Raw genomic sequence first — 3970 nt, forward strand, 5'->3', positions numbered from 1 at the left:
TCAATGCCCAAGAGTTTCAACGTGTGACCGGCCTCAAGGTCGTGGATGCAGCGCCATTCAGGCGGCCTTGAGGGTTTGACCAAACCGAGACGCCGCGCCGCCCGTGAACCTCGTGAGAGTCCGGGTGTCGTCGAAGAAATCATGCTCGACGCCAGCCGTCGCAATACCCGTCCACGGATGCAATCACGTGCGGATCTGGGCGGAGGCGGACATGGCCGGCAGGATGAGTGGTTACTACGACCCGATCGTGGCGGCAACCGCCCGGCATCTCGGCAGCCAACTCGCCACCTTCAACCGGCGCCACTTCGAGCACATCCGAGGATTGAGCCTGGTAACGCTCTAAAGGTGCGCCTGCTTCAGCGAGCAAGGCCTCTTCGGGATTTGGACTCATGGCGGTTGTTCTTTTTTATTGAGAATGGGTCGAGTCAACGAAGATTCTCGAGGAGTGCCTTGGCCTCTTTCAGATCTGCAGTGTCCAAGCCTTCCGCGAACCAGCCATAGATTTCGCCGAGCAGCGCGCGGGCTTCTTCTCGCTTGCCTTGCTTCTGCCAGAGCCGGGCCCAGCTCATCGAGGCGCGCAATTCCCACGACTTTGCGCTTTGCTGACGGGCGATGGTGATGGCTTCCTGAAAGCAGGCTTCCGCTCCGACTTCTCGACCTTCGGCTTTTGTCTGAAGGAACAACTCGCCCTTGATCCGTTGTGTTTCAGCCTTGAAGTAACCTTCGGCCATTTGCGGAGCCAGTTCCATGGCTTCGGCCACTGCCGCCAGCCCTTCGTCAATTCGGCCGGCCTTCCCAAAAGTTTGAGCCAGGAGAGTAAGGCATTCTGAAAATGCGAGCCTCGACCCAAGAGTGCGGCATGTTGCAAGATGCTTTTGGATCTGCAGGATTCCCTCCGCTGTCGCACCCTGTTCAACCATAGCCCAGCCGCCCCAGACATAGGACCATGCCCGTTCCTGTCCCATGTCATATTCGTAACAGTGCCTGCTGCAGTCCTCCATTAACGTCCGCGTCTGCTCATAGTCACGGAGATACGAGTGAAGTATGGCCGCAAACAATTGGGTGAACGCAAGGCTGCGAGGATCCCGGCTTTCGCGGCAAAAAGAAAACGCCGCCTTGAGCCTCTGCCTGGCTTGGTCAGGAATTGAATCCAAGCAGCCACAGGGCGCGAGTAACCTGCGCCAAGCTGTAAATACGCGGATCAAGTCTCAGGAAGGATATGTAAGTTTGATGCTGGCCCGCATCGTAAAAGGAGATTGACCGTTCCAGGTTTTCGCTGCCGGAAATCAGCTCACCCATGTGGACCAAAGTGAACCCCATTAACTGATGTGCGGCTGTCAGCATCACACGATCCCCGGCATTTTGAGCCATTCGCACTACTTTCTCGCCGATTTGGCAGGAGGAAAGCAGGCGCGTGACTTCGGACGCGGGCAGGACGTGCAACGAGATAGCTTGGAATTGTGCTTTGATATAAATGCGCATGACCGACTACAGTTTTCTTAGGCGGCGGTAGTTGACCTTGTTCTGGGTGCTCGAACCTGGGTGACTGAGGCGGTTTCCATGCGGGCCAGTTTGGTCGGAATCCCGCCTAAACCAAGCCTGTTCTGAACTCGTCACTTTCGGATTCATTCACGGCTCGCTTTCTTCATCCATTGTCCGGTGGGGCTCTGTTGTTCGTTGGATGATTGGCTGGCGATGTGCGAGCCGTCGAACAACTGGAGGCCTTTCGTTGTTTTCACGGCCAGCCATGTTCCATCCGGAGAAAAGCGAATGTCTTTCATGGGATTGGCAAGTTGCCGGAGCGAGAGAAGTTCCTGTTGCGTCCGGACGTTCCAAAATCGGAGCGTGCTGTCATCGCTGACGGAGGCGAGCGTTTCTCCCTCAGGAGCGAACGCGAGCCACCGGACGCCCTGCGTGTGCCCTCGGCAAACTCCGAGCAGTTTTCCGGTTTTGGTGTCCCACAAGCAGATGGCGTTTTCCGGATCGTTGATGGGTTCGGAGCCGATCACGAGAATTCTGCCGTCGCTTGAGAACGTGAAGGCGGTGAAGAAGCTCAAGTTGGCATCCATCGAGAACTACGCCACTGCCGTCCGACCTTTTGCCTCTCAACCTCTTGGCAACCGATCTAACCTTCGGTCGTCTCCGCGGACCTCGGCACTTCCTCGACGTGCGCGTGCAATTCCAGAAAATCCAGGACTTTTGTCGTGAGGATCTCCTCGTGCAACTCGTTCAGCCCGCCCCGATCGCGCAGTTGTTTGGTCAGCTTGTCGAGTTTCATCTGGTGCTGATGCGCCAGCAGCAAAATCTTCTGAGTGATTTCGGGTTCGTCCACGCGGATGCCTTCCTTTTCCGCGATGCGCTTTAAGAGGAAAGAAATCTTCACGCGTTCCTTGGCGCTGGCGCTGGCGAAGTTGTAAATCTCATCCTTCTGTTTATCGATGTTCTCCTTGGAAACGCCCCGGTGCTGGTTTTCGCGGACGATGTCGTAAATCACGTTCCGCGTTTCGCTCATGACCATGGATTCGGGCAGGTCGAATTGAACGCGCTCCAACAACGCCCGGACAATCTGGTTGCGGACGTCCTTCCGTTGTTTGAAGTTCAGTTCATTCTGCAAGTCCTGCCGCACGCCTTCGCGCAGTTTCCCCAGATCCTCGGCGCCGTAAACTCGGGCCAGTTCGTCATTCATTTCGGGCAGGATCCGCTCCTTCACCTGGACCACATCAACTTCGTAAGCTGCTTTCTGGCCGGCGAGCTGCGGTGAAACGAAGTTGGCGGGGAACTCCACCGTGATCGAGCGATGCTCTCCGGTTTGTGCTCCAACCAATTGCTCGCCAAAACCGGGAAGGAACGATCCCGGCTTGATGTGAATCCAGAAGTTGTCCTGTTGCGCCAGGCGCGGCGCATCCGGGATCAACTCAGCCAGAGGTTTGCCGTCGGTCGCGCCCGTGTAGTTCACGACGACGAAGTCTTCCTGCTGGACGGGCCGAGCCACGTCCATGTAGGTCGCGCGCTGCTCGCGAAGCACGCTCAGGGCGCGCTCAATATCGGCCTCTGAGACCTGGCCGACTTCACGCCGGACCGGCAGCTTGCGGTATTCGGGCAACTCGAATTCCGGGGCAATCTCAATGGTTGCGGCAAATTGCAGTGACTGGCCGCGCTCGAATTGAATCTCTTCGATATCCGGGACGCTGACGATGTTCAGTTTCTGATCTTTGACGGCTTTGCGAAAATTCTCCGAAATCAACTCTTTCTTGGTCTCCTCCTCAATCTTTTTGGCGTAGGTCTTGGCGACCCGGTCGCGCGGGGCTTTGCCGGGACGAAAACCCGGAAAGCGAGCGTGTCGCTGGAAATCCGACGTGACTTTCTCGAAAGCGGCATCGACCGCCTGAGCCTCCACCTCGACTCGCATCAGTTTTCGGCAGGGCGCAAGAGTTTCAAGTGTTACATTCACAAAAGGCCTTTCACCTGAGAGACAAATGCCCCGCGTCCGTCTTCCGACGATTGCCGCGGAGCATTACGCGTCGGAGCCTAGGAACTGGCCTCAAACGCGTCAAGCCCGCTTCTCCAATTGTTCTTTCCTGCGCTCTGTTGATTTGAGTCAAAGCAGGGTCAGTCTGCAGTTTGCACAATTGACTCGAATGTTTGCGGTCCCAACCAGCGCATGCCTCCTGGCCACTCCCGTGGCTCCTATGTTCAGCACGCATGCGGCCTCTCAGCTACGGTGGAGCGAGGCTCCTGCCGAGCGTGTTATCGAAGGCATTGGCTCGGCAGGAGCCTCGCCCCACCGTCGCCACTCATGGATTACGCAAGCAGGGAGAATCCGTTTGGGCATCCGCCGGATTCTGACTTAGTGGTCCATTTCATAAATACGCTCACGTTCGCGGCAAGGGATTTTTCGGCCAGACGAGGCGCGAGCGACGAGCATATCCCGAAGTGGATCTGTAAGGAGCAAGCAACGAAGTCTGGCGAA

The 3970-nt window shown here is 56.8% G+C and carries 5 protein-coding genes; 1 reads left to right on the forward strand and 4 read right to left on the reverse strand.

What is annotated here, in order from left to right:
* The first annotated feature begins 223 nt into the window (after window positions 1-223).
* Window positions 224-343: a type II toxin-antitoxin system VapC family toxin gene (locus FJ398_26520; protein MBM3841440.1), complete on the forward strand. Its 120-nt coding sequence runs from the start codon at window positions 224-226 to the stop codon at window positions 341-343.
* Window positions 344-425: 82 nt separating this feature from the next.
* Here the strand turns inward: FJ398_26520 and FJ398_26525 are convergent, their stop codons facing one another.
* From FJ398_26525 to tig, 4 genes are all read right to left on the reverse strand, one after another.
* Window positions 426-1154, reverse strand: coding sequence for a hypothetical protein (locus FJ398_26525; protein ID MBM3841441.1), 729 nt, complete (start codon window positions 1152-1154; stop codon window positions 426-428).
* Complete coding sequence (locus FJ398_26530) at window positions 1138-1482, reverse strand: hypothetical protein (protein MBM3841442.1); 345 nt, start codon at window positions 1480-1482, stop codon at window positions 1138-1140. The genes FJ398_26525 and FJ398_26530 overlap by 17 nt, the downstream gene beginning before the upstream one ends.
* A gap of 143 nt (window positions 1483-1625) precedes the next feature.
* Window positions 1626-2069 carry a hypothetical protein gene (locus tag FJ398_26535; GenBank protein ID MBM3841443.1) on the reverse strand — a complete coding sequence of 148 codons (444 nt, stop codon included), beginning with the start codon at window positions 2067-2069 and terminating at the stop codon, window positions 1626-1628.
* Window positions 2070-2125: 56 nt separating this feature from the next.
* Window positions 2126-3451 carry a trigger factor gene (tig, locus tag FJ398_26540; GenBank protein MBM3841444.1) on the reverse strand — a complete coding sequence of 442 codons (1326 nt, stop codon included), beginning with the start codon at window positions 3449-3451 and terminating at the stop codon, window positions 2126-2128.
* Window positions 3452-3970 lie beyond the last annotated feature (519 nt).

It is taken from the genome of Verrucomicrobiota bacterium, from assembly GCA_016871535.1.
GTDB lineage: Bacteria > Verrucomicrobiota > Verrucomicrobiia > Limisphaerales > SIBE01 > VHCZ01.

Excerpts from the sequence above, each read along its gene's own strand:
- FJ398_26520 (MBM3841440.1), top strand. The coding sequence starts at position 224 with ATGAGTGGTTACTACGACCCGATCGTGGCGGCAACCGCCCGGCATCTC.
- FJ398_26530 (MBM3841442.1), bottom strand. The coding sequence starts at position 1,482 with ATGCGCATTTATATCAAAGCACAATTCCAAGCTATCTCGTTGCACGTC.
- FJ398_26535 (MBM3841443.1), bottom strand. The coding sequence starts at position 2,069 with ATGGATGCCAACTTGAGCTTCTTCACCGCCTTCACGTTCTCAAGCGAC.